The 24,760-nt window shown below is 42.5% G+C and carries 23 protein-coding genes and 3 pseudogenes; all 26 read right to left on the bottom strand.

All coding sequences use genetic code 11. The features are described 5' to 3' along the window. Positions 1–55: 55 nt before the first annotated feature. The 26 genes and pseudogenes from CK1_RS06630 to CK1_RS06515 all read right to left on the bottom strand — a co-directional run bounded on the left by CK1_RS06630 (position 56) and on the right by CK1_RS06515 (position 23,961). On the bottom strand, positions 56–1,084 hold the full coding sequence (locus CK1_RS06630) for an alpha/beta fold hydrolase (protein ID WP_015525502.1): 1,029 nt from the start codon (positions 1,082–1,084) through the stop codon (positions 56–58). Positions 1,085–1,296: 212 nt separating this feature from the next. After that, a complete protein-coding gene (locus tag CK1_RS06625; protein ID WP_015525501.1) occupies positions 1,297–1,833 on the bottom strand; it encodes a nitroreductase family protein in 537 nt (178 codons plus the stop codon). A gap of 179 nt (positions 1,834–2,012) precedes the next feature. Next, entirely contained in the window at positions 2,013–2,957 is a 945-nt protein-coding gene (locus tag CK1_RS06620) for a DMT family transporter (protein ID WP_306288817.1), read from the bottom strand. A gap of 42 nt (positions 2,958–2,999) precedes the next feature. Beyond that, positions 3,000–4,091: a hypothetical protein gene (locus tag CK1_RS06615; protein WP_015525500.1), complete on the bottom strand. Its 1,092-nt coding sequence runs from the start codon at positions 4,089–4,091 to the stop codon at positions 3,000–3,002. Then, positions 4,072–4,806 (bottom strand): class I SAM-dependent methyltransferase, encoded by a 735-nt coding sequence (locus CK1_RS06610; protein WP_173741110.1) that lies wholly within the window; start codon positions 4,804–4,806, stop codon positions 4,072–4,074. Before CK1_RS06610 ends, CK1_RS06615 begins: the two co-directional genes overlap by 20 nt. Positions 4,807–4,973: 167 nt before the next feature. Next, complete coding sequence (locus tag CK1_RS06605; protein ID WP_015525498.1) at positions 4,974–5,651, bottom strand: hypothetical protein; 678 nt, start codon at positions 5,649–5,651, stop codon at positions 4,974–4,976. Then, positions 5,648–6,094 carry a hypothetical protein gene (locus tag CK1_RS06600; protein ID WP_502685094.1) on the bottom strand — a complete coding sequence of 149 codons (447 nt, stop codon included), beginning with the start codon at positions 6,092–6,094 and terminating at the stop codon, positions 5,648–5,650. Before CK1_RS06600 ends, CK1_RS06605 begins: the two co-directional genes overlap by 4 nt. Before the next feature lies 1 nt (position 6,095). Next, complete coding sequence (locus tag CK1_RS06595; RefSeq protein WP_015525496.1) at positions 6,096–6,518, bottom strand: MarR family winged helix-turn-helix transcriptional regulator; 423 nt, start codon at positions 6,516–6,518, stop codon at positions 6,096–6,098. A 170-nt stretch (positions 6,519–6,688) separates the two neighbouring features. After that, entirely contained in the window at positions 6,689–8,662 is a 1,974-nt protein-coding gene (locus CK1_RS06590; protein WP_015525495.1) for a bifunctional metallophosphatase/5'-nucleotidase, read from the bottom strand. Between the two features lie 37 nt (positions 8,663–8,699). Then, on the bottom strand, positions 8,700–9,113 hold the full coding sequence (locus tag CK1_RS06585; protein ID WP_015525494.1) for an EamA family transporter: 414 nt from the start codon (positions 9,111–9,113) through the stop codon (positions 8,700–8,702). Between the two features lie 60 nt (positions 9,114–9,173). Then, positions 9,174–10,103 carry an AI-2E family transporter gene (locus CK1_RS06580; protein WP_353611131.1) on the bottom strand — a complete coding sequence of 310 codons (930 nt, stop codon included), beginning with the start codon at positions 10,101–10,103 and terminating at the stop codon, positions 9,174–9,176. Between the two features lie 56 nt (positions 10,104–10,159). Further along, on the bottom strand, positions 10,160–10,387 hold the full coding sequence (locus CK1_RS18070; protein WP_353611130.1) for a hypothetical protein: 228 nt from the start codon (positions 10,385–10,387) through the stop codon (positions 10,160–10,162). A gap of 2 nt (positions 10,388–10,389) precedes the next feature. Further along, positions 10,390–13,007: pseudogene (locus CK1_RS06575) on the bottom strand (cation-translocating P-type ATPase). Between the two features lie 373 nt (positions 13,008–13,380). Further along, positions 13,381–14,877 (bottom strand): APC family permease, encoded by a 1,497-nt coding sequence (locus CK1_RS06570; RefSeq protein ID WP_015525490.1) that lies wholly within the window; start codon positions 14,875–14,877, stop codon positions 13,381–13,383. Positions 14,878–14,942: 65 nt separating this feature from the next. After that, complete coding sequence (locus tag CK1_RS06565; protein ID WP_015525489.1) at positions 14,943–15,278, bottom strand: P-II family nitrogen regulator; 336 nt, start codon at positions 15,276–15,278, stop codon at positions 14,943–14,945. A gap of 112 nt (positions 15,279–15,390) precedes the next feature. Continuing rightward, entirely contained in the window at positions 15,391–15,540 is a 150-nt protein-coding gene (locus CK1_RS06560; RefSeq protein ID WP_306288816.1) for a hypothetical protein, read from the bottom strand. Continuing rightward, on the bottom strand, positions 15,525–15,977 hold the full coding sequence (locus tag CK1_RS18800) for a dehydroquinate synthase/iron-containing alcohol dehydrogenase family protein (protein WP_502685093.1): 453 nt from the start codon (positions 15,975–15,977) through the stop codon (positions 15,525–15,527). Before CK1_RS18800 ends, CK1_RS06560 begins: the two co-directional genes overlap by 16 nt. A gap of 101 nt (positions 15,978–16,078) precedes the next feature. Beyond that, positions 16,079–16,516: pseudogene (locus CK1_RS18795) on the bottom strand (iron-containing alcohol dehydrogenase); the annotation flags it as partial. 18 nt (positions 16,517–16,534) lie between these two features. Then, positions 16,535–17,872 carry an aminotransferase class III-fold pyridoxal phosphate-dependent enzyme gene (locus tag CK1_RS06550; RefSeq protein WP_015525486.1) on the bottom strand — a complete coding sequence of 446 codons (1,338 nt, stop codon included), beginning with the start codon at positions 17,870–17,872 and terminating at the stop codon, positions 16,535–16,537. A 241-nt stretch (positions 17,873–18,113) separates the two neighbouring features. Continuing rightward, positions 18,114–19,307: a PucR family transcriptional regulator gene (locus tag CK1_RS06545; RefSeq protein WP_182433985.1), complete on the bottom strand. Its 1,194-nt coding sequence runs from the start codon at positions 19,305–19,307 to the stop codon at positions 18,114–18,116. Between the two features lie 229 nt (positions 19,308–19,536). Continuing rightward, positions 19,537–20,061, bottom strand: a complete 525-nt coding sequence (locus CK1_RS06540; protein ID WP_015525483.1) for a sulfite exporter TauE/SafE family protein — start codon at positions 20,059–20,061, stop codon at positions 19,537–19,539. 208 nt (positions 20,062–20,269) lie between these two features. Beyond that, positions 20,270–21,042: pseudogene (locus tag CK1_RS06535) on the bottom strand (NifB/NifX family molybdenum-iron cluster-binding protein). 243 nt (positions 21,043–21,285) lie between these two features. Then, positions 21,286–21,513: a glycoside hydrolase family 113 gene (locus tag CK1_RS06530; RefSeq protein WP_306288815.1), complete on the bottom strand. Its 228-nt coding sequence runs from the start codon at positions 21,511–21,513 to the stop codon at positions 21,286–21,288. 228 nt (positions 21,514–21,741) lie between these two features. Beyond that, the gene (locus CK1_RS06525) at positions 21,742–22,062 is read right to left on the bottom strand and encodes a hypothetical protein (RefSeq protein WP_306288814.1); all 321 of its coding nucleotides are present in this window, start codon (positions 22,060–22,062) and stop codon (positions 21,742–21,744) included. A gap of 17 nt (positions 22,063–22,079) precedes the next feature. Continuing rightward, positions 22,080–23,738: a class I SAM-dependent DNA methyltransferase gene (locus tag CK1_RS06520; RefSeq protein WP_015525479.1), complete on the bottom strand. Its 1,659-nt coding sequence runs from the start codon at positions 23,736–23,738 to the stop codon at positions 22,080–22,082. Between the two features lies 1 nt (position 23,739). Further along, positions 23,740–23,961 carry a helix-turn-helix domain-containing protein gene (locus tag CK1_RS06515; protein ID WP_015525478.1) on the bottom strand — a complete coding sequence of 74 codons (222 nt, stop codon included), beginning with the start codon at positions 23,959–23,961 and terminating at the stop codon, positions 23,740–23,742. Between the last annotated feature and the right edge of the window lie 799 nt (positions 23,962–24,760).

Below are 24,760 nucleotides of genomic sequence, written 5' to 3'. Positions count from 1 at the left end.
AATAAAAGCTACCAATCCTGTTGTTAAATATGTGATACACATGTAGTAAAAATACTTATCTGTGATCAATATCATTTTCCGTATCGTCCAGGAATGTAAATATATATCCCCAGTATTTCTCCAGGATCTTACCTCTGCTTCCATAGATCTCATGCTTTGTTCCGATCATATGGATATAATCACAGCTTGTTTTTCCCTGGCGATTGATCTTTCCGGCAAAATTTTTCAGGGCACGGACAGACACCAGATCTTCAGTCTGGGCCTGAATGAGCAGCATTGGTGCCGTATATTTTTTCCATCCGTAGAGACGCAGATACCAGCTCATTTCCGCAGAAGCCCAGAGCCAGCCGTAGGATGGAGACCAGGTCTGGAGCTCCTTATGTTCTGCACGGAGATTTTTGTATCGCTCGTATCTTGGTTTTGATGTTGCGGAGCTTGTCTCAAAAGAACCGCTGCCATCGTAAGGCTTTCGGCCAGCTACATATTCCTCATCTTTTCCGAAAATGCATTTCTCCAGAGCTATGCCGGTGGCTGCCGGCCACGGAACATTATCTGTAAGAGGACGGATCATCGGAGAAGAAAGGATCACCTTGTGAAACCAGTCCGGCTCCCAAGCTGCAGCAATACCACCGATGGCACCACCCATGGAATGTGCATACAAGTTAAGTGACAGATCCGGATGTGCTTTCTTTATGTAGCGGCATGCTTTCAGAAAATCGCGGATATATCTTCTCCATGTATCGATGTGGACCAGAGACGGGTCTGCGGTAAGACGATAGCTGCGGCCATGACCGCAATGCTCCGGAATATATACATGATAGCCTTCCTTAAGAAAATAATAGGCCACTTCATCATATTTTACTGCTGATTCTGTGAATCCGTGGCTGATGACTACCACACCTTTAGGCATATCAATATCAGACAGATACTGCAGCATATGGATCTTACCTGTGATCCGTTTGCTTTCGTTACGAAACGGATAATCCGCACCCGGTACATAAAGTTCCCTTCTGTGAGACAGAAGATATGGCGTTACGATATTTTTCATGGTTTCTTCGTATTCATTTTCATGTATGATCTGCATATTGGTTAAAAACCTCCCTTGCTTTTACTGTATTGCTTTTTTGCTTCTCCCAAACTCTGCTTTTCAAAACCCTTCCATGTTGTCACAGCTGTTTTCTTACAGGATAACAGAATTCACTCCTCCAGGCAATCCTTTTCAGACCATTTTGCTCTTTAATTTCCATTAAAAAATGCCCGAACATTTTGATATGTACCGGGCATTTCTTCTATTATTTAATAAAATCTCACAATATCTTCCACATCTTTACGTTTCGGTCTTGCAGGCTCTTCGGCTGCTTTTCCGATGGCGATCACTGCCATTACCGTTTCTGTTTCCGGAATGGAAAGGATCTCACGGAGCTTGTCTCCGGCACGAAGTCCCATGATCAGGGTTCCATATCCAAGCTCCTTTGCCTTCAGGATCAGATTCTCGTTCTGAAGTCCCAGATCATAGCAGCCCCAGCCGTTTCCAAGCTCATTATCCGGTGTTCCGTCTTTCTGAAATCCGGCATGGTTATGTACAAAGGTTGTAACGATCAGGGAGGCATTCTCTGCTTTTGCCTGGTTCATTTCCGGCAGACATTCTCTGCTGACCTTCTCCACCATCTCTTCGGACATTACACAGTAATATCTTCCGGTCTGGGAGTTTTTCCAGCTGGGTGCTTCCTGAGCGGCCCGGATCACTGCAAGAAGATCTTCTTTTGTGATCCTGCTCTCCGGGCTGTATTTACGGATGGTCCTTCTCTCTTCGATCAGTTTCTGAAATTCCATATTTTTCCTCCTTACTGTCCGGTGCAGGATCTGCTTCCGGATCCTGCAGTTATTCCGGCATGGATTTTTATGTTCACACTTTTTATGGAGCTATTTTAACACAATGCCGTATTGAAATCAATTTCAAAACTCCGGCATCGTTACTGTTCATTCTGCGACCGTTACTGTTCACTCCGTTCTCAGCAACACGTTTCAAAAAATATTGCCTGGGAACAATAACTGCAATACCACTTATGAAGATTTTTTTGATTTACCACATAAATTCCCACACAGACAAGAAACAGTGCGATGAGACTTCCCATATTAAATGCCTGACGTACCTCTCCCAGAACCAGTGCAGACAGGATCACACTGAACAAAGGATTTACAAAGCCAAAGATCGCTACCCTGGATACATCATTCCAGGCAAGCAGCACTGACCACAGTGTATAGGCCACTGCAGACACCATTGCCAGATAAAAGATGATCCCAATACCGGCGGCATTTACCACTCCGAAATGTCCTCCCATCCCTTTTCCGATCAGGAACAGAATGATCCCGCCCATGGTAAACTGCGTTCCGCTGAGTACCACCGGAGATACCTTTCTGGAAAAAATATTGATCAGCACCGTGGACATTCCGTAAGAAAACTGCGCGATCAGAATAAATCCTTCTCCTGTGAGCCTAAAACCTGCATCCAGAGAATTTCCCATGAGATTGATCACGACCACGCCGGCAAAACCGAGGATACAGCCGAGCATCTTTCGCCCGGTCATTTTTTCCTTGTGAAAAACAAGGCAGGACAGCAGGATCGCAATAAAATTCCCAAGACCTGTGATAATAGCGCCTTTTACACCGGAGGTATGTGCCACACCTATATAAAAGAAGAAATACTGACATACCGTCTGAGCCATACATACCGGCACCGCATATTTCAGAACAGTTCGATCCGGAAGCAGAACCTTGCGCTCACGCAAAGATGCAAAGATCAGTACAAGGATTCCTGCCAGTGCAAAACGCACACCTGCAAAAACGATCTGACTTGCCGTATCTGCAGAATCCATCTGCATCAGACGGTATCCTGTCTTGATCAGCGGGATCGCACTCCCCCAGAGAAGACAGCAGACGCAGGCAAGCGCTGCCACCACCCAGGTTTTTTTAATATTGTTTTTGTTTGTTCCATTTGTTTATTCTCTCTTTCTCAAAACTTCTTCCATCTGACTGATCACAGCTTTTATTTCATTTATTGCACTGATACTTACGTCCCGGAAATCAAGCTTTTTCCCCTTTCCGTATAATTCCGCCTCATAAGCGCTGGCTTTCTCTTCATCTTTATCCTTGTATCGGGCTTTTCCGATCAGCCAGGCACTGGAATCCGCACAGTCCGGATATTCCGTATTTCCCCGGATCAGAAAATCCTCTGAAGCTTCCGTCAATGCTGTTTTCAGTTTTTCTGCTTTATCCAGAAATTCTTCCGTTGTCTGCGGATAATGTTCTTTTATATAGAGGAGATTTTTATGAATACAGGTGGCACTTTTTTCCATTAGTTTCCGTTCTTCCGGATCTTTGAAATTATCATATTCCCCAGGCCGGACTTCCCATCCGCGGATGGATTTGCTTAATTCCATCAGCCAGTATACATGACGGGAAACATCGTCCGGAAACATAAAATACGTAGAAAATTCATGATCGATCATAGGTGCAAGACTTATGATCCCGCCATCTTTATCACAGAGAAATGCTACATTTTCATAATGATAATTCTGGTCTCCCTTCAGGACAGAGATCAGTACCTGCATGGCAAGCTGTTCCGCCATTTCCTGATGCTCCTGCAAAAAATCAGCTTCAAAAATGTCTCTATAATCATAAAACATCTGGCAATAGTTTACATAATTATCTATATCTACCTTTTCATCCGGATATTTCCTGAAAAACTCCAGGAGATTCAAAAGGTATTCCCCTTCTTTATAGGCCATGGGTACTGCCGTTCCGTAGTCAAGATATTTTTCATTTACTGCCTCATACCCTTCACAGATGGCCAGTTCATACCTGGGCGCAGGCATAAAATATTCATTAATGATCGTTGACCAGAACACCTCTGCATAAGCATACAGTGGCGTGGAAAATGGTTTGGATTTCGTCAGTGGCTTGAAAATCATATTTCCAGGAAATATGGGGAAATGTTTTTCCCCGCTTACCACGCCTACAGCTTCAGCCTTAAGATTTCCGATTCGATTTTTGTATTGATAGTGTCTGACTTTATAATACATAGCAGTCATATCGTATTGCCTTCCCCTTCAATGTATAAGACGGCTCCCGGCCGGCAAGACATTCACTTTTCAGCGGACGCTTGACGATGATCTTATCCGGATTTGCTCTGATAGCTGCATCAAAAAGATCCTTTTCCCCGGAACACGGTGGTTCCAGCTTCTGGATCAATTGAAGTTTCTTGTTGATCAGGCTGGATTTCTGTCTTGCCGGAAACATGGGATCCAGATAAATCACGTCTACAGGATCAAGAAGCTTTGACATACCTTCTACACTGTTTCCCTCGATCACCTTCATACGACCGGCAATATCTTTCAGATTCATATTTTTCTTGGCACGGCGAATGGCATCTTTAAGAAGGGCTGCGATCACCGGATTCTGCTCGTACAGCGTCACCTCATAGCCCTGGGCTGCCAGAAGAAAGGCATCCTCACCCATTCCTGCCGTAGCATCGATGGCCTTCCTTCCCTCCTTATCTGACTTCACCGCCTTCACCAGCATCTCATGCTGAAGTCTGCCTCTGGTAACTCTGTGAAGCATCGTCTCCACAAAATCCCCCTGATAGGTCAGCCCGAAACCGGACAGCGAAACGCCCCTGGAATCAAACCGCACCGTCAGAAAATCTCCCGGCTTATCCTGAAGCTGCGCTCCGGTCCTCCTGCAAAAGGCTTCCGCCATATCTCTCTGTCCGCCTTTTCCAAGACAGACTGCGATTTTATCATTCATTTCCTGATTCTCTCTTTCATGACTCTTTTTCATAAGCTCTTTCATTCTACAATTTTACAAAAAAATTGCAATTCATCTCAAAAAAAGATGTCCGCAGACGTACCAAAATACGCTGCGGACATCCAATGTCTGATCCATAGTCAGGCGGTTACTTAATGCTTGCTGTCCTAAAACAGAAGATGAAGTCCCATTGCAATGATCCACATATATGCACAGGTCTTTGGGATCATCAGTAATCCGACCTTGGGCTTTGTTTTGCTGAATAAGGTTACCGGAAGATAGCATCCAAAGGAAATGATGATCGCAGCAACCATTCTTGTCATGTGATACCCATTCGCATTTCCGGAGATCGCATACAGAATGATCACACCGATACCGGTAACTGCAAAAACTGCATTTCTCAGGATGGATAATTTCATATTTCCATCATCTGTACACCAGTTATTCTGAGGAAGGAAGCATACCACGATCCTGATGATCGCAGAGATCCAGATCATTGCTTCCACTGCTGCCGGTGCATTCAGCTCCGGGAAGGTAAGCTTCCATACATACAGTAAAATAATATAAAATACAGTCATCGTGATCGAGGATACCTGTAATCCGATTCCCAGCTGTTTCCTGATCCTCTCGCTGCTTCCATGGACAGCTCTGATGATCCTTGGCACCAGATGGAAAGCATCTCCGCCACAAAGTGTCAATGTCAGTACTCCGTAAAGGATAAACAAAGGATTACCCTTCGAAAATACAAAGAAAAGAATTCCTGCGATCAGATCGAATATCAAATATCCTGCGTCAAATATTGCCTCCATTATGTCCGGCATGTTTTTCTTACTATTTTCTCTCATGCTTCCTGCTCCTTTACGATCAATTGTTTATAACAAAAATAATTTCTGGTAAATACCACCCCCGCCAGGGCCAGTGCACAGCCGAGACCGGAATAGAAAAAAGCAACGAAGATATCAGGGAATATTCCCGCTGCCCTGAAACCAATTCCTCCGCTCATCATACATGTCATGATCAGATATGCTTTCAGATCAAAAAAATGCCAGAACGGACGGTGGCTCTCATATCCCAGGATCCTTTTTGTATGCTTTTTGCTCATCTTATAAAACATCATGCCAAACATAAAAAATACAACGACCGAAAACAGATACAGATACCACTTCCGATCGATCACCCGGTATGATAATATCCCAAGTCTGGCAACATTAAATCCGGTAATCAGCCATACAATACCCGCGATCAGCAAAAGAGTCCTTTTCTTTACATGAAATCTCTTTTTCATCATCTCACCTCATATATTTATCCGCATTTTCGCAGATCTTATGAAACACCTCTTTACAAATACGCTTCTCTTCCACTGTCAGGCCGTCCAAAGCGATTTTTGCAAATTCCTTCTGTGCTTTTATTCCATCTTCAATAATCCGGTCTGCCTTATTTAATAAAACGATCTCGATATGCTTCTTATTGTCCGCACTCTGGATCCTTTCGATCAGACCTCTGCTCTCCAGATTTTTCAGAGAAGAGGACACGTGGGATTTCGTCGACTTACGGACTTTAACGATCTCAGCCGCAGTATTATGCTGTGGATTGTTGTGTAAAAACATAAGGATATCATATTCCATATGCGTCAGCTGATATTTCTCACATACACTCCCTGTGACTTTTTCATAACAGCTTGTTATCGTTTTATGCTGATCCCAGAAAAACATAGCCTTCCTCCATATCTTTTCGTTCTATTTAGAACGATTGTATGGCATTGTTCTCTATTTGTCAACTATAAAATATCTTCTTTCACCATTTATATATCTGCCACAAATAAAAGCTGCCGCTTTGCGATCTATCAACCGCTAAAGCGACAGCTTTCTTCTCAGCCGTATATTTATTTTGAATTTCTCTTTCCTTTTCTGACTTTGATCCTGCGGATCATCCTTCGGATCAGAAATACCACAAGCACAATGATCACGATAAAGATCAGACAAATACCTGCGATCATTGCCGAAAACTTATTCGGCTGCTTCACCAGATCAATGATATTTCTGCTGTTCTCCACAACCTTACGTCCATGTGTCGTCTCATAATATTCCGGCACATTGGCAATTCCGTCGCCGTCTGTATCCTCAAAGGACTGCATATATCTTGCGATCGCATCCCAGGCCTTTAATTCCCTGTCATCCTCCATGATCGCCTGATCTTCCAGATTTTCAATAGGATTCCCATCCCTGTCCTTCGGTTCAAGAGACAGCAGTCCATAGGACATTTTCATCACAGAACCAAGCATCTGGCCGGTATACAGATCTGTCACAACATGATACAGCTTGTCATCCTGGATCTCGATCCGCTCTCCGTCTGCCCTGGTGAGATAACAATCTGTCACCTTATTCAGGATCATCCGATGTGGATTGTATGCAAAATTCAATCCACTGCAATATAACCTTGCCGTTGTCATAAAATCCGATACAGAAGCGTCCACCTCCGCTGCCAGCTTCAGCTCTTTTCCGGTCAGGTATGCACTGATCAGCGGATATCCGGCAACACCGTCCTTTCCGATTCCCAGTGAAAAGGAATTAAAAACATCCTCTACTGTGATATCGCCCTTTGTGTATGTATCCCGCACGGTTCCGCTTGGAACAACGGCTACATCAACCGGATCACCATCATAATACTCGGAATTCTCCACTGCATATATGTATGCATCGGACATGATATCACCAAGATTCAACTCTTCGTGCTTCGTGCCCATTTCTTCCAGACTGTTGAATTCAACATCATTTTCAGCAAGAACCTCTTCCCTTGTATAGCCGAAATCGGCAAGATAATTCTTATCCACCGTATCCATCAGGGCATCGATCTGTTCCTGTGTCGCCTGGTCCGGTTTTACATCCTCAGAAACAGGGATCAGCTCATAGGATGTCAGCTCCCACCGTCCGTCCTGTTTCTGTGTCATGGAAAGTGATCCCAGATTTCTTCCGTATTCGCCGCAGGATACGATATATGTGTTCCCATGCTGAATTGCCTCTTTCAGCTCTGTGTGCGTATGTCCGCTGATGATCAAGTCGATATCCGGCACCTCTTTTGCAAGGATCTCATCCTCCGATTTGTTCTCATCCTCCCAGGTTCCTCCATGGGACACACAAGCGATCATATCCACTTTTTCATTTTTTCGGATCTCTTCTACCGTCTGTTTTACGGCCTCAACCGGATCCTTGAACTTTAATTCACAGGTCGGTGCACATTCCAGGGCATCCTTACCGAACACACCGACTACTGCAGCCTTTACATCTCCTTTTTGAACTACTACATAATCCTTCACACCGTAGGCTTCAAATGCCGACCGGATCTGCTTCTGACCATCGCTTAATCCATCCTGCTCCATGTTGTCCCAGTCCACGTTGCACACTACCAGTGCCGGCACTGTCTCACCGGAAGCCTTCGCAGCCTCCAGCATATTTGCCAGTCCCTTTGAACGATAATCATATTCATGATTCCCCAGAGTCGTCACATCATACCCCAGATATCCCAGCATCCGAAGCTCTGCCGCCTCCGTTTCGTATACGGTCTGAATCAGGGTTCCCATGGAAAAATCGCCGCCATCCAGCACCAGGGTGTCCGGATCTTCCTGCTTCTTTTCATCGATCAGAGTTTTGATCCTTGCAAATCCGCCAACTTCTTTTTGCTCTCCATCTACGATGGTTGAAAAGCTGTTCAAATGCGAATGTGTATCATGGCTGAACAAAACATCGATCTGTTTTGCCTCGGCTGCTTCCACCGGGACATTCCATGCAAGAGGAAGCAGCAATGCAGCAATAAGCATGATCGCCAGCAGCTTTGCTGAAATTTTCTTTCGTGTTTTCATAACACTCTCCTTTTGTATATAGTTTTCTTATGCCTTTTTACAAAACCATCAATAATGTTCCCACACCGATCAAAATACATCCCATCATCGATTTTGCTGTGAATTTCTCATGCAAAAAAACAAATGCCAGTACCAGTGTGATCACAACACTCAGCTTGTCTATCGGCACAACCTTGGATGCATCGCCTATCTGCAGAGCACGATAATAGCATAACCACGAAGCACCCGTTGCCAGACCTGAAAGGATCAGAAACAGCCAGCTTTTTTTGCTGATCGCTGCGATCCCGCCCTGGGTATTTGTGAGGAAAACCATTCCCCACGCCATAACCAGCACCACCATCGTTCGAATCGCTGTTGCAAGATTCGAATTAACACCGACAATACCTATCTTGGCCAGTATGGAGGTCAGCGCCGCAAATACAGCAGACAGCAAGGCAAACACAAACCACATAGTAACTCCCCCACTTAAATATAAGATTTTTCTTAACTATCCCAATACAAGTCCATCATATCATTTCCCCTCTGATATGTCACTATTTACAATTTCCTCCGCCGTATATTCCTCTATTTCTGTCTTTGTCACCTGTTTGATATGCTTTTTCTTCAGGCGCAGATATACGAATTCCCGAAAGATAGTATAGAACACGGAAAGCAGCGGAATGAAAACAAGCATACCTACAATTCCCATAAGGTTTCCGCCGATCGTAACTGCTGCAAGAACCCAGATCGACGGGAGTCCTACGGATTCACCCACAACATGAGGATAGATCAGATTTCCCTCGATCTGCTGCAGCACCAGAAATACTATAATAAATAAAATTGCCTGTTTCGGATTTACCATAAAGATCAAAAAGCTTCCCACCGCACACCCGATGAAGGCCCCGAAAATCGGAATCAATGCGGTAAACGCAATCAAAACTCCGATCAAAAGTGCATATGGAATCCTCAAAATACTCAGTATCACAACAAACATACAGCCGAGGATCACAGCTTCCAGACACTGACCTGCAAGAAAATTTGCAAATGTCCGATAAGTCAGAGAACAGACTTTAAGAAAAGCATCTGCCTTTTTCTTTGGGAGAAAGGCAAAAAATACTTTTCGGATCTGCACATGCAGCTTCTCCTTCTGAAAAAGGACATAGCAGGCAAATGAAAAAGCAATAAAAAAGGTTGCCAATCCACTGACTATGGAACCCACTGCTGACATTGTGGTATTCATCATATTTCCTGCACCGTTTCCAAGAAGGCTTATCCCCCACTTGATCGCCTGATCCGGATTAAACTGTACCTGATCTACCAGCTTCATGATTTCCTGGTTATTATGGGAGAATTCCCGGATCCAGCTTTGCATCTGCGGAATAAAATCAGCGATACTCATCATCAGAGTTCCCATTGTCCGCGTAAGCTGCGGGATCACACCAAACATCACCAGTACGATCACGCCAACCGCAAATACGATCGTAAGGAACAGACTTATCGGTCTTGCCAGTTTTGCACCTATCTTATTTTCTTTTTTACCCTTCCAAAAATTTTCTTTTCCAAAAAGCTCATTGGCACGTTGGTCACAAATGCGATCGCTCCGCCAAGTACAAAAGGAAATGCGATCCCCCATATTGCTTTCAGCACATCGAGCACCACATCAAACTTCCACAGGGCGACCACAAGAAATGCTGTAAACACAATAAGCTCTCGGATTTTTTTTACAGATATTTTACTTATATCCACTATCATTCTCCTCTTTTTCTTAATTTCATGCGTATCCATTTAAGCAGCTGAATGATCGGAAGACTTGCAAACGCATACAGATATACACAGCCAAGCTGCATCAGATCCAACGTCTCTACTTTAAACAGGAGATGAAATCCTGGAACCGTCAGTACAGCGGTAATGAGTACTGCCCCAAGTACAAATGCTCCCTGAAGCCATTTATTATTAAAGAAACGTTTTGTAAAGATAACCGGATGATCCGATTTGCAGTTGAATCCATGGAACAGACGTGCCAGACAAAGTGTTCCGAAGGCATAAGTACTGCCAAGCAGTGCACCATTCTGATGATATCCTGTCAAAAATCCTATCATCGTCATCATACCGATCACCAGTCCTTCCAGACCGATTTTACCAAGAAAATCCTTTGTCAGTATTGACTCGTCTGCTGATCTTGGTTTCTCATTCATCACCTCACTGCTGTGCGGCTCCACGCCTAACGCGATCGCCGGAAGACTGTCTGTCAAAAGATTGATAAACAGCAGATGTACCGGTGCAAAAGGAACCGGAAGTCCTGCAAGGGATGCACAAAGAACTGCCAGGATCGCACCAAAGTTTCCGGACAGAAGAAACTGGATCGCATACTTGATATTCTGATATAAATTTCGTCCGTTTTCCACTGCTTTTACAATTGTTGCAAAATTATCATCTGTAAGCACCATTGCTGCGGCATCCTTTGCGACCTCGGTTCCGGTCACTCCCATTGCAACACCAATATCTGCCTGCTTCAATGCCGGAGCATCATTCACACCGTCTCCGGTCATTGCCACGATCATCCCCTTCTCCTGCCATGCACGGACAATACGGATCTTGTGCTCCGGTGACACTCTTGCATACACAGAAATATTCGGGACAAACTCCTTCAGCTGCTCATCACTCATATTTTCAATATCAGCACCTTCGCAGGCCTCTGACAGATCATGTAGGATCCCGATCCTTTTTGCGATTGCCGCTGCTGTGATCTTATGATCTCCCGTGATCATGACCGGCCGAATCCCCGCTTTTATACATTCTGCAACTGCAGCCTTTGATTCTTCCCTCGGCGGATCCATCATAGCGATCAGGCCAAGAAATACCAGATGGTTCTCATCTTCTGTCGTCAATACATGCTTCTCCGGAATTTCACGATAGGTAAATGCCAGTACCCGTAACCCTTCCATTGAAAATTCCTGATTCTGGCGCCGGATCTTTTCTTTATCTGCTTCTGTGATTTCCCGAACTCCGTCCTTTGTCCAGATCCTGTCTGTCAGCTCCAGAAGCCGGTCAACCGCACCTTTTACGATCATCCGGTTTTCATCATCAATTCTGTGAAGTGTTGACATCATCTTACGGTCACTGTCAAAGGGAAGTTCTCCTTCCCTTGGATAAAGCTTTCTTACACCAGCAGCCTCGATTCCGTACCGGCTGCCCAGATTGATCAATGCCGTTTCCGTCGGATCTCCGATCTCCACTCCATTTTCATTTGTTGAATCATTACATAAAATGCTGTAGTCCAAAAGACATCTCTGCGCCGGATCTGTTACATCAATTGCATCTGCTGTGATTCTTTTTCCATCAATATAATAATCTTCTACTGTCATTTTATTCTGTGTGAGTGTTCCGGTCTTATCCGAACAGATAACAGATACGCTTCCAAGACCTTCCACAGCCTGAAGCTTACGAATGATCGCGTGCTCCTTTGCCATCTTCTGTGTTCCGAAAGAAAGGACGATCGTCACGATGGAGCTTAAAGCTTCCGGAATCGCTGCGACTGCAAGTGCTACTGCAAACATAAATGCACTGCTGATCTTCTCACCGCGGAATACACTGATCGCAAACAGAATTCCGCAAAATATCAGGATCAGAATGGAAAGCTTCTTTCCAAAATCATCCAGATTCGCCTGAAGTGGCGTCTGTTTTTCCGAAGTCGATTTCAGAAGTCCCGCAATCTTTCCAACCTCTGTCTGCATTCCTACATTCGTTACAACCGCTCTGCCACGCCCATATGTGACAAAGCTTCCGGAAAACAGCATATTTGTCCGATCACCAAGCGGTGCTTCCTCCAAAATAGTGTCCATACTCTTTTCAACCGCAAGACTTTCTCCGGTAAGGGCACTTTCATCGACCTTAAGGCTTGCATTTTCAATCAATCTTCCATCGGCCGGGATCATATCACCTGCTTCAAGAAGGATCACATCTCCTACAACCAGTTCTCTTGCCGGGAGCTGTACCACCACACCATCACGTAATACCTTTGCCTCCGGTCCGGAAAGCTTCTTTAAGCTCTGCAGGGACTGCTCAGCCTTTACTGTCTGCACAGTTCCCAAAATCGCATTGATCGTAATAACGATCACGATAACTGCTGCACTTTCCACATCTCCAAGCATACCGGATATCACTGCCGATGCGATCAGGATTAGCACCAGAAAATCCTTATACTGTTCAAAGAAGATCTGCAAAATACTTTTTTCTTTCCTTCTGCAAGCTCATTCCATCCGCACTTCTCTCTGGACCGTCTGACCTGTTCATCGGTAAGCCCTGATTCCCTGCTTTCCACACGCTCGAGAACTTCTTCTGCTGTCTGCTGATAAATTTCTTTCATTACCTTTGCCTCCTTTTTTGCAAATATTCACCAACTGTAATTTTTTTATGCAATAAAGGATTTTTTTGATAAAAGGATATAAAAAAAGAAACCCTTATTGCACAACAAAAAATGCAATAAAAGTCTCACCATTTCCCTGCAGCGCCGGATGTTTCCACCGTACTGACGACACTGCAAACGCAGATTTCCAAACGTAGGTTACTCCCCTTTATCAGTTTTAATAGTATAACAGGATCGGTACCTCTGTCAAGATACTTTATAAATCACACCTTTCAAATATGATACTCCGGTAACAGAAAAACTCCCATTTTTTGAATGGAAGTTTTTCTGTTACCCTGAAAGTATTATAGGCCTGCAGCCGTTTTATTACCTTTTAAGATTTATTACTCTGATCAGCCACAATATTTCCCTGTACAACTCTTCCCTGATCTTTTCCTTTTCTCAGTCCTCGAACTACCTGCACATTTCCAAGAATCAGATAATCCATTTCCCTCTTAGTGACTTTCGCAAAATTTTTCTTTGAAACAAAATAGAAGGTAACTCCCATCAACACCCACACGATCAGTGCTGCAAAGGACTGTGGAGCCATGAATGCTGGAGAACCGGGCACGATCAGGAGCAGCAATATTACAACAGAGATCACGCAGCCGCCCATTGCTACTGCCGGATGGATTTTATTTGTATCTGTATCATCGCCATATTTTTTCAGAAGAATATAAGCACCTGCACAGGTAAAGAAATATCCGAACGCAGTACCTACGGAACACATATCTACAACCCAGCCGATCACTTCTCTGCCGAAAAATGGGCAGATACAGCAGATGATCATGGTAAACCCAACACATATGGACGGAGTTTTATGCTCCGGATGAACCTTTTCAAAAGCTGACGGAAGCATTTTTGCTCTTGCCATACCAAATAAAAGACGGCTGGATGTCATAAAGAATCCGTTCATACCGGTAAAAATCCCCATACACACTGCCAGTGCCACAAAGCACACACCAACTTTTCCCATTGCAAGATCAAGAACTGCACCTGTATGCCATTTTACAAGAGTTCCATTCCCATCTGTCATAGTCAGAACCTGCTGCCAGGGAACAACACAATCTGTCACCAGTGCCATTGCACCATAGATCAAAGCACCTACGATCAATGCTGAAATGATCAGCATTTTGCACTTCTGTGGTGGAAAATCATATTCTTCTGCCGCCTGTGGAATACAGTCAAATCCTACATAAAGGAACGGAGCCAATGCCAGGATAGATACAAAACCGCTTCCAAGAGACTTGCCTTCGGCTCCGTATGCCGGCTGCAAGTTTGAAGCATCAAAATGTCCTGTTGCGATCACACCAATGACTGATACAACAACCGCTGCACACATGATAAGGACCATCGCAAGCTGAAGATTTCCTACAGATTTCGCACCTTTGTAATTCATGATCCCGAAAAGTATGATAAAAAACAGGGATAATCCGACTTCACCCATATATACATCATATCCTGCAATTGTATACAGGTAACCTCTGTTAAAGACTCCAGGAAAAATATAGGATGCCAATACCGGAAGTGCCGTTGCATTCAAAGCTACAATAGACAGATATCCAAGCGACAGCATCCATCCGCATATGTACGAAGCAGTTCTTCCAAAGCCTTTATATGCATAGGCAAATTCACCACCCGCTACCGGGAATTTTGCGATCATATAAGAATAGCTGTAGCCTACCACGATCATTAAAAGACCGCCTGCCAGAAATCCCAGAAACAGCGGGAGCGGTCCACCTGCACGTTCTGTCCAGAGACCACCCTGTATAAAACATCCCCATCCAATGATGGAACCGACTGCAACTGCCCAGATCGAACCAGGTCCCATGGATTTTTTAATTTTGTTCTTTTATTTCTTTCACCCATATATATCCTCCTGCTTCATCAATCATATCATTCATCATCATCTTCTCTGGTTTCTTCACTGATCGTATATGCCTCACTGATATCGGAAACAAAAATTTTTCCATCACCATAATGTCCATACTGCCCACTCTTTGCACTGTTAATGATAATATCTACAACCTCATCTTTTTCTTTGTCCCCAACAGTAATATACAGCATATTTTTTGCCATTTCCTGATAAAGGACATCCCCTACCTGAATTCCTTTTTCCTTACCTCTTCCTGAAATTGCCCATTTTGAAAAAGCAAAATATCCTTCCTGCTCCAGTGCTTTGATGACGTCCATCACTTTCTCAGGTCTTACGATTGCTGTGATCAGTTTCATAATCCTTCATCTCCCATCCATAAATACAAAAAGAGCCCAGATACCAAAGTATCCGGACTCCATCGTCTCTCTCTATATTATCATTATTTTTTCAATATTCAATCAAAATCTTTCACTTTCCGGCCAGATATCGATACATCTCATCCAGCATCTCGTCTGTGATCTCTACCGGATTGTTATAAAGGTTCGGGTGTCTGCTGATGTGAACCAGCTCCGCAATCTGATCATCATCAAGCTCCAGATCCTTCAGATCACACCGCAATCCCATTTTTTCTTTAATTCAAGAACTGCATCCGCCATCTCTTCTGCATCTTTGAATCCAATCCTTCTGGCAAATTCCTCTACACGTTCACCACCTTCGCCTTTTGCATTGATTCTTATAAAATAATCCAGGGTCAGGCCACACGCCTCGCCATGCGGGATGTGATAAATATTGGTCAATGGAAATGAACACGCATGAGACGAAGTGGTTTTCGGTAAAGTAAACGCCAATCCTGCGATCAAAGATGCTTCGCACATTTTCTCCCTTGCTTCCTCATCATCGGGCTTCCTGTATGCTCTGTAAACATATTTAAATACCAGTTCTGCTGCATGCATCGCAAGTACATCACAGATCGGCTGATGACCTTTGCTCCAATAGCCTTCGATCGCATGGGAAAGAACATCAATTCCTGTTCCTGCCGTAACCTGCGGTGGCATTGTATAAGTAAGTTCCGGATCAATGATAGCTGCTGCCGGATAAAATCCCTCTGATACGATCGGCGCTTTTTTCCATTTGCATGATCCGAAAGAACTGATACACAGGTCACTTCACTTCCTGTTCCTGCAGTCGTAGGAACTGCGATCAGTGGAAGATGTTTCTCCGGCATTGCTACTCCGGTTCCATGATACTTACGGATGGAATCCGAAGTCAGAGCTACACTGGCAGCTGCTTTGGCACAATCCATGGGACTGCCTCCACCCAATGCTACCACAAATCCGATATTTTTCTGCCGGATCACTTCCGCACAGGCATCTACCTCTACAACGTCCGGGTTTGGAGAAACATCTCCAAAAGAAGCAACGATCATTCCTTCTGACTCTTTTATGACCTTTTCGGCAAGACCGCTTTTAAAGAAAAACGGTCCTGCCACCAGAAGGCCTCTTTCGCAGCCAAGCTCTCTGGCTATTTCTTTGATTTCTTTTACTCTGCCTTTGCCGAAATGAATTTTTACCGGCTGTAGATAATCCCAGTTCATAGGCTACCTCCTGCTTTATCAGTCACAAAATTTTTCATCGACCATTGTAAGCACTTCATCAAGGATCGGGAGATACTCTTCCAGCTCCTCTTTCGTGATGATCAGTGGCGGACAGATTTCAATAAAGTTCTCACGTCCGAAGGTTGCAAAGCCACGTTTCTTTAATTCTGCAAATATCCACGGCATTACCGGTCCGGGTACGCCGTATTCCTGCATCGGTTCTCTGGTTTCTTTATTCTTGACTACTTCAAGTGCACCGAACAAACCGATACATCTTGCTTCACCAATACATTTATGCTTCTTTACCATCTCATCCATAAACGGAGCAACGATCTCGTGCATCTCAGCTACATGGCCCTCGATGTCGTGTTCTTTATAATATTTCATTGCTGCTACACCAGCCGCACATGCAAGTGTATGTCCACTGTAAGTAAGTCCGCACTGAAGAACATTTTCCTCAAAATACTCCGCAACCTTTTTACTTACAATACATCCGCCCAGCTGTACATAACCACAGGTAACACCTTTTGCAAATGTAATGATATCCGGTTTCATGTCGAAATTCATAAATGCAAACATTTTTCCTGTACGGTAAAATCCTGCCATAACCTCATCACAGATCAAAAGGATTCCATATTTGTCACAAAGTGCACGAACACCTTCCATATATCCGTCTGGAGGAAGAATGACACCGTTTGCACCTACTATAGACTCCATCAGGATTGCTGCCACATTTCCGGGGCCTTCATATCTGAGCTGCAGATCCAGCGCATCCAGATATTTTTTCGTTACCTCTGCATCATCAACTCCTTTTGTATATCCGTCACGATACATCTGAGGGTTCATAAAGTGTACGAATCCATTTGCACCACCGATCTCTGCTGCATATCTTCTCCAGTCACCGGAAGCATTGGATGCTCCAAGTGTAGCTCCATGATAGCTTCTGTAGCAGGAAAAGATCTTGGTTCTTCCGGTTACCATACGTGCCATTTTTATAGCATTCTCATTGGATTCTGCTCCACCATTTGTGAAGAAAACTCTCTTGTATGTATCTGCTCCTGCTGCTTCTACAAGCATTTTTGCCAGCATGCTCTTAGGCTCGGATGCATATGCCGGTGCCATGAAGCACATCTTATCAGCCTGTTCCTTGATCGCTTCAACGATCTCCGGAAGCTCATGTCCGAGGTTGGAACACACCAGAAGTGAAGCCATATCTGCATATTTTTTTCCATCATAATCGTAAAAATAAATTCCCTCGGCTCTTTCTACCGGCAAAGTATCTGCTCCTGATCTTGCCCATGACTGCATCACATAATCTTTGTGCATCTGTGCTACTTCTTTTCCTGTTAAACTCATAATAACTTCCTCCTCTTTATCTGTAATTCAGTTTTAAATATTGTTCATTTTTGCGGTAAACAAACTTATTATTTGTTGTAGAATAAGAAAAGCGCCCGGCCCACATTCATTTGTGAACCAGACGCCTTTGTCTTATCTGAGTCATATATTACTCTCGACACTGGCTGTCTGCAATAGACATCTATCCAATTATTTTTGTGCTGCAGCACAATCGTTATTATTCTGCTGCCGCATTTTCCTTTTACATTTCATTCATCTGATATAACAGGAAACCCAGCCTCAGCTGAAAACGCACATCAAAATCAGAAAGATTTTTTCCAAGTATCTCAGCAGCCTTTCCAAGCTTATAATTAATTGTATTTCGATGTACGATCAATTCCTGTGACGCACTTTTGACACTGCAGTCGTTAGCCAGGTAGCACTGAAGTACTCTGACCAGATCTGAGTGGTTCATCTCATCATATTCATACAATGGAGCTACTGTATCTGCCAGATATTCTTTTATTGCTTCCTTATCTGTAAGTGTGAGCAGTACCCTGTAAATCCCAAGATCTTTGTAAAAAATAATCTTTCCGCCATCTGTGCTTTGCTCGCCCGGAACCTGACAGACACATAATAGATCAGACATTTTTTCCGCAAACTGATAGCTCTTATAAATCTGCCTGATCCCGGAAATCTGCTTACTTACACTTACAAAAATCTGTTCCTTCTGACATACCATCCTGCATAGTATCTGAAAAATCCTCTCTGTAGTTTTTCTGCATGCTTCATCAGAATAATCACACAAAACCAGAAGAATCTGCTTATCCTGGGCACAACACAAAATCCCATTATAATTACAGCGGATATGACTGCTCAGTTTAGATAAAATCTGCTCTAGCCTTGTTCCTGTTACACGATCATTGTCTTCCAGAACACACACATTCACAACCGTATATGCACTGTCTGTAAAATACCCTTTTCTCATCAGTGCCGAAACATACAATTCTTCCTGGGACGGACATAAAAAGGCATTGTTCAGTGCCGTCGCAACCTCAATTGCGTTCTGCTGCTCTTTTGTTATTGCAAAACATATGATCCGCATGATTTCAGCCATTCGAACCCTCCACGGTACTTCAAATACCGGGAATCCCTTTTCATTTGCAAAATCAATAACATCCTGTCCGATCTCACTGATATAAGGCCCTGTATTGATCACGATCCCACTGGCTTTGTTTCGCCATACTTCCTTTACCAGACGAAGAAGAGTCAGATTTTCATTCAATCCTAATCCAGTTGTAAAAGTAAGCTCCTGTCCCTGCAGAAATGCAGAAATCGTGTCGCTGTCTACCATATGCGTCCATGACACTTCATGATCCAGTCCTGTCTCACCTGCTACCAGCTTCATCTCCAGATGCTGTACCTGTTTTATGATCTCACGCAATGTTACTGCCATATTTATACACCTTTCTCCACCGCAGCTTCCTGTGATCAACTGCATCAGACGATCAAAGATACTCCAGATATCAGAAGCAGTATATAAGTCAGATTCAGAAATACCTTCTGAGATACTTTACATACCAGCTTTTTACCTAACCATGTAGCTATAAGTAATGGCAGGATACTGATACAGATCAGTCGAATATCTGCCGTTCCAACCAGGCCGCTCCTGAACTGGGTAACCATCAGAAAAAATTCAGCACCACCCATACAGGGGCCACTGTCGCACGAAATTCTTCTTTTTCTTTCAGTACCTGTGTTGCATAGATCACAAGTAAAGCCCCTCCTGATACAAACATACCATGAATTATCCCTGCCAGGATCAGAACTATCCACAAAATGAGATCCGGAAGTTTTTTCTCTGTATGAATGCACAGATTCTTTAATGCAACTACGACGATTATGATTCCATATATTGTCAGAAGAATATTTTCAGATTTCACGATCCGGCAGATCTGTATCCCTGCAAACATTCCAACCAACATGACCGCAGACATCTTAAGCAATTCTTTCCAGTTTATATGTCGATATCCGGTCACTGCGATCATCAGTCCGGACAGCCAGGCCATAACATTCAGGACCACCTTTGCATGATCCAGCCCAAGCAAATAAACGGAAGGCGGCATCGCCAATACCGTACCGGCAAACCCTGTGATAGCCTGAATAACATTAGAAACAAACAATACAAGCAAAAATAACAATTCTTTCATAAAGCATTCTTCCTTTTCTGTATTATCTGTTTACCGCACACTCTTTATCACTGCTGATAAAATAAAAAGACGCTTTGCAATAATGACTGCAAAACGTCTTTGTTTTTCTACACTCTCGATTTTAGTACGCTAAAAAGCAAAAGTCAACAGTTGCCTTTCTCCATTACCTTGACACATTCTTTTGTATTATTATTTTTTGCTATTTTTCTTAATGACAGCTATGGCTTCCACATCCATGTTCGCCACATGTATGTCCTTCCCCGTGGCTGTGCTCGTGATGAGAACACTTAACATCCGGATTATAATCGAGTGTCTCATTGATAAACGCTTCTACTGCTTCATCCGCATCTCCGGAAACTCCTCCGAAAAGCTTAATACCGGCTGCCGCTAACGCTGTCTGTGCGCCGCCTCCGATTCCGCCACAGATCAAAACATCTGCATTCAATGCTTTAAGAACTCCTGCCAATGCGCCATGTCCGCTTCCATTCGTATCTACTACTTCTGAATGTACTACTTTTCCTTCCTCTACATCGTAAATCTTAAATGTCTCTGTGTGTCCAAAGTGCTGGAAAATCTGTCCATTTTCATACGTTACTGCTATTCTCATGATACCTTCTCCTTTTTCCGCTGCATATTTTTGGTAAATTTCCTGTTTGTAACATCCTCCAAGTCCACAATTACTGCTCTGACCATCACAGATTTTGAAATCTCCACCTTCAATTTTAAGCGGATATCCATCAATGAGTGCATCTGCTATTTTCTTCCTGGCAATCTCATAAATTCGTTGAACGGTTGTTCTTGCGACTTGCATAGATGCTGCGCACTGCTCCTGACTATAACCTTTCTTGTCCAAAAGACGGATGGTTTCATATTCATCTACCGTCAGAACAATAGGTGTTTTTTCTCAGTATCATCTGCCGGAAAGAATTCTAAAACATTGGGGAAATGGCAAACTTTTCTGCATTTTACGGGTCTCGGCATAAACTGCTCCTTTCTTACTTTTCTTATATAATAGTTCTATAAAAGACATATGTCAATAATGTTTTTGACATATGCCCATATAACTCAGCTAATAGTATTATATACAGCATAAACTTCTCCTCACGACACATATATTTCGATGTTTTTCCGCAAATCAATTATTGATAATGGAATAGAAAAAACAGTCTGTCATAACAGAAATTAATCCCATCAAAACAGACTGTTCTTTTTCCTTTACAAATATTACATTAATGAGGTTCCTGCCTCATGCTCATAGAATCTCTTTATTATCACCTGCACCGGTTTCTCACATATTTCATAGCTGTCGTCCTTCCATGCCTCGGAAGCAGAAGGCAGCTTTGGTGCCCACTCCCATAAAGCAAAGCCACGAAGCCATGGTCGTTTCTTACAGGCCTCAAACATTGCGCGATACCATTCACACTGTTCTTCCAGGCGAAGTTCTCCCTGCAATTAAATGTCAAAAGGCAGTGCGAAAAAATAATTGCAATTATTCAAACTCTTTATGACCCAAACATCACTTAACTTATTTTATTTAAGTTTCGGTCGAGTATGGGGCATATTTATATATCAATTACACTATTTATTTTGACCTACTGAATGGTTGTTGCCAAACTGTTGCCATGGGAATATTATAACTTGATGATACCTGAATGACAAGTTAATTTTCATTTTTTGCAACTACAAATTCTCTCCTCCCTCAATATCGTCGCTTTCAAACATATTCCTGTGGTATGATTCATTTTCATCATCTTCAAAATCATCAAAATCAAACAAAACCGATCTATTTCCAATCAATGCCAATAATTCCTTACGCTCTTTTCTTTTCTTTATGTCTTCCATTTCTTCATACAGCTCGTCTACATAATCTATCAACCAATTATTGACTTTTCCCTCACATAAATCAGCTAAATAATCATTTACTAGTGCATCATCCATTTCCAAAGATTCCATATCATTCAGTAATCTAAAAGCACCAGACTCTCGCTTATTCTTATACATATAGAGCAGTAGCTCTTTTATTGAATTTTGTTCAATAACCATCTGCTCATAAAAAGATCTTCTTTGAGTTGATAAAAAGACTCTTGCAGCATTTGAATACGAGTCAATCTCATCTGCTGGGATTTCTTTTCTTGTTTCATAACCTCTTGCATTTCAGATTGAATACGAACCATTTCCTTTTCATAATCAATATCTAAATCATGGTCAATAAACTCAATATATTTGCTTGGTGTAAGTGCCCAACCTTTACTTTCAATTTCATTAATGCACACACTACGGTAAAGTTCTGGCATCTCATAGGCTGCTCCATCAGTTCCCTCACATTGCCATGTGTGATAAATATCTGCTGCCTTCTCAATTTGTTCTGTATCCAACCGAACTTTCTTTTTGCTCTCACCCTTAACAGCATTTTCTGTCCATTGGCGTAAATCCATAAAGAGTATCTCATGCTCGCGGTTTCGGAGATTTCTTCCATGGTATTTTCCGCCTTTTTTATTCTGATTCAGAATCCACAGAGTAACACTGATATCTGTAGTAATAAACAATTCTCTTGGCAGAACAACGATAGCCTCAATTTTATCATTCTGAATCAGTTCCTTACGTATTTCCAATGTATCGCTATCATTCAATGCACCATTCGCAAGAAGGAATCCCGCTACTCCATCAGTTTTCTTCAAATGTGAAAGTATATGCAAAATCCAGGCATAATTTGCGTTACTTTCAGGTGGTGTTTGATAGTCAGACCAACGACCGTCATTTTTCAAATTGTCATTATACCAGCCTTTCAGATTAAAAGGTGGATTTGCCATAATATAGTTAAAGTGCAATCCCTTGTGTAAATCATGTGTAAATGATGAATCTGCTTCTTCTCCTAGATTATGGCTTATTCCACGCAAAGCCAAATTCATTTTCGCAAGGCGATATGTAGCCGGTTCTTTTTCCTGACCATATACATTGATACCATTTAAGTTTCCCTGCTTTGACTTTACAAGTTCAGCACTCTGAATAAACATTCCTCCTGAACCACAGCAAGGATCATATAAGGTGCCATCATAAGGCTCAATCATCGTTGCAATAAGTTGAACTACGTCATGAGGTGTATAAAATTCTCCTTCCTCCTTTGTAGCATTTACTGCGAACTCCTTAAGAAAGTATTCGTATACACGACCAATAAGGTCTTTTTCCTCTCCAAATGTCTTATGACTGATTTTGTTCACTTCATCAACAATTTTCTTTATATCATTAGCTGCTAAATTGCGTGCTGTAAATGTTCCTTTAACAAAACAGCCTTTCAACTGTGGATCTTCTTCCTCAAGCCTTTGCAAAGCTGTATCTAGTGCAACATTAAGCTGTGGTGCCGGTGTACTGATAATAGTCGACCATCTTGCTTCTGGTGGTAAATTATATGTACCATCTGCAAAAGTAGCATCATCAAAGAATGCTGCTCTAATGTTCTCATCTTCCGGATCTAATCCCTGCTCTTTAAGTGTCTGTTTTAGATTTTCAATTCCATCCTCATACTTTTCGCCGATAAACCTCAAGAACACTAGCGTAAGCATCATATCTCTTTTTTCAAAGAATGAGCCGGAATTACGTGCCGCACGCAAATAATCTCTACAATTAAATAAAATATTATCTATGTTCAATGCCTTTTCAGTTGTTTTCTTCTTAGCCATATTACTTTTCTTCCCTTTCCTCGTCTGGAACAAATTCCATGATATCCTGTATCTCACAATGCAATACTTTACATACTTTTTCCAAAACTTGTGTACTTACATGTTCATTCTTCCCTAGTTTCGCCAGTGCATTTGTTGTAATTCCTGCCTGATCTCTAAGGTCAACTTTCATCATATTTTCATCTATTAATTTCTTCCATAATTTGTTGTATCTGATTGCCATTATTATCCCTTTCGTATCATTACAACTATTTATCATTTCTTTTTCATTATATCATCAAATCTAGTTTACTTCAATTTGAAATTGATTTTTTCAATTTATCAAATATATGTAAAGCGTAAAGGACAGATATTATTAGTCAATAAAATACCTGTCCATCTTTTCAATAATTCTTCTTACCCACTCCTATTCCAATGTTTTTCATTGTTGTAATAATTCACATTCTGTTCCTCAACAAGCTTCTTATCCGTCGCATCCACAACGTTCATATAATTATCATACAATTCCGAACTATACATTTTCACATTAAGCTCTTTTAACACCATGTATAACTCTAGACGAGGATCATCAGGCTTATGACCAGATAACACCTATGCTCTTCGCCTAGCTTACCCAATATTCCAAGTTAAAACAGGGTGAACTCTCACAGGATGAGTATGACAATTGGAGATATAACTACCCTAATATTGAACCGACAACCGGCTTTGTAAGAAATGCCATTTCTACTGATTTGGATGCAGAACTCCAGGATGCACTATCAGAAGAAATGAAAAAAAGTGGTCTGCTTTAATTCCTTTTCCAATGGCAACAGACCATACAAGTGACGGATAGATAAAAAGAAGACCTCACCGAAATTCCTCTCCAGTTTGGAAAAGAAAATCAGTTAGGTCTTCTTTCATATTGTAATATACATTATTTTTTGCTTAACACTTTTGCGTTAGATTGTGCTGCCAAATTGTTGCCAAAACTTAACTTTTTTGTTTGGAACGGTTGTAAATAATGGCTTATTTTTCACAAAAGG

It is taken from the genome of Ruminococcus sp. SR1/5 (genome assembly GCF_000209835.1).
Taxonomy (GTDB): domain Bacteria; phylum Bacillota; class Clostridia; order Lachnospirales; family Lachnospiraceae; genus Blautia_A; species Blautia_A fusiformis.
The sequence above is the reverse complement of the archived record's forward strand: the minus strand, read 5'-3'. Positions and strand labels throughout refer to the sequence as shown.

Coding starts and splice junctions, on each gene's coding strand:
- CK1_RS06630 (WP_015525502.1), bottom strand. CDS start 1,084: ATGCAGATCATACATGAAAATGAATACGAAGAAACCATGAAAAATATC.
- CK1_RS06625 (WP_015525501.1), bottom strand. CDS start 1,833: ATGGAATTTCAGAAACTGATCGAAGAGAGAAGGACCATCCGTAAATAC.
- CK1_RS06615 (WP_015525500.1), bottom strand. CDS start 4,091: ATGACTGCTATGTATTATAAAGTCAGACACTATCAATACAAAAATCGA.
- CK1_RS06610 (WP_173741110.1), bottom strand. CDS start 4,806: ATGAATGATAAAATCGCAGTCTGTCTTGGAAAAGGCGGACAGAGAGAT.
- CK1_RS06605 (WP_015525498.1), bottom strand. CDS start 5,651: ATGAGAGAAAATAGTAAGAAAAACATGCCGGACATAATGGAGGCAATA.
- CK1_RS06600 (WP_502685094.1), bottom strand. CDS start 6,094: ATGATGAAAAAGAGATTTCATGTAAAGAAAAGGACTCTTTTGCTGATC.
- CK1_RS06595 (WP_015525496.1), bottom strand. CDS start 6,518: ATGTTTTTCTGGGATCAGCATAAAACGATAACAAGCTGTTATGAAAAA.
- CK1_RS06590 (WP_015525495.1), bottom strand. CDS start 8,662: ATGAAAACACGAAAGAAAATTTCAGCAAAGCTGCTGGCGATCATGCTT.
- CK1_RS06585 (WP_015525494.1), bottom strand. CDS start 9,113: ATGTGGTTTGTGTTTGCCTTGCTGTCTGCTGTATTTGCGGCGCTGACC.
- CK1_RS06570 (WP_015525490.1), bottom strand. CDS start 14,877: ATGGGACCTGGTTCGATCTGGGCAGTTGCAGTCGGTTCCATCATTGGA.
- CK1_RS06565 (WP_015525489.1), bottom strand. CDS start 15,278: ATGAAACTGATCACAGCAATCGTAAGACCTGAGAAAGTGATGGACGTC.
- CK1_RS18800 (WP_502685093.1), bottom strand. CDS start 15,977: ATGCCACCGCAGGTTACGGCAGGAACAGGAATTGATGTTCTTTCCCAT.
- CK1_RS06550 (WP_015525486.1), bottom strand. CDS start 17,872: ATGAGTTTAACAGGAAAAGAAGTAGCACAGATGCACAAAGATTATGTG.
- CK1_RS06545 (WP_182433985.1), bottom strand. CDS start 19,307: ATGGCAGTAACATTGCGTGAGATCATAAAACAGGTACAGCATCTGGAG.
- CK1_RS06540 (WP_015525483.1), bottom strand. CDS start 20,061: ATGAAAGAATTGTTATTTTTGCTTGTATTGTTTGTTTCTAATGTTATT.
- CK1_RS06525 (WP_306288814.1), bottom strand. CDS start 22,062: ATGTATAAGAATAAGCGAGAGTCTGGTGCTTTTAGATTACTGAATGAT.
- CK1_RS06520 (WP_015525479.1), bottom strand. CDS start 23,738: ATGGCTAAGAAGAAAACAACTGAAAAGGCATTGAACATAGATAATATT.
- CK1_RS06515 (WP_015525478.1), bottom strand. CDS start 23,961: ATGGCAATCAGATACAACAAATTATGGAAGAAATTAATAGATGAAAAT.